We start from the raw sequence: 739 nt of genomic DNA on the forward strand, positions 1-739 counted from the left end.
ATTTTTCAACATTAGTCGGTTCGGTCCTCCAGTTAGTGTTACCCAACCTTCAACCTGCCCATGGCTAGATCACCGGGTTTCGGGTCTATACCCTGCAACTTAACGCCCAGTTAAGACTCGGTTTCCCTGCGGCTCCCCTATACGGTTAACCTTGCTACAGAATATAAGTCGCTGACCCATTATACAAAAGGTACGCAGTCACACCACAAGGGTGCTCCCACTGCTTGTACGTACACGGTTTCAGGTTCTTTTTCACTCCCCTCGCCGGGGTTCTTTTCGCCTTTCCCTCACGGTACTGGTTCACTATCGGTCAGTCAGGAGTATTTAGCCTTGGAGGATGGTCCCCCCATATTCAGACAGGATACCACGTGTCCCGCCCTACTCTTCGAGTTCACAACCTGTGCATTTTGGTGTACGGGACTATCACCCTGTACCGTCGGACTTTCCAGACCGTTCCACTAACACACAAGCTGATTCAGACTCTGGGCTGCTCCCCGTTCGCTCGCCGCTACTGGGGGAATCTCGGTTGATTTCTTTTCCTCGGGGTACTTAGATGTTTCAGTTCCCCCGGTTCGCCTCGTTAACCTATGTATTCAGTTAACGATAGTGCAACGAATTGCACTGGGTTTCCCCATTCGGACATCGCCGGCTATAACGGTTCATATCACCTTACCGACGCTTTTCGCAGATTAGCACGTCCTTCATCGCCTCTGACTGCCAGGGCATCCACCGTGTACGC

1 rRNA gene is annotated in these 739 nt (G+C 51.8%); it reads right to left on the reverse strand.

From position 1 onward, the window contains the following. Positions 1-739 (reverse strand): 23S ribosomal RNA (locus AACX88_RS17470); the annotation flags it as partial.

Origin of the sequence: Brevibacterium metallidurans (genome assembly GCF_037101285.1) — a bacterium.
GTDB lineage: Bacteria > Actinomycetota > Actinomycetes > Actinomycetales > Brevibacteriaceae > Brevibacterium > Brevibacterium metallidurans.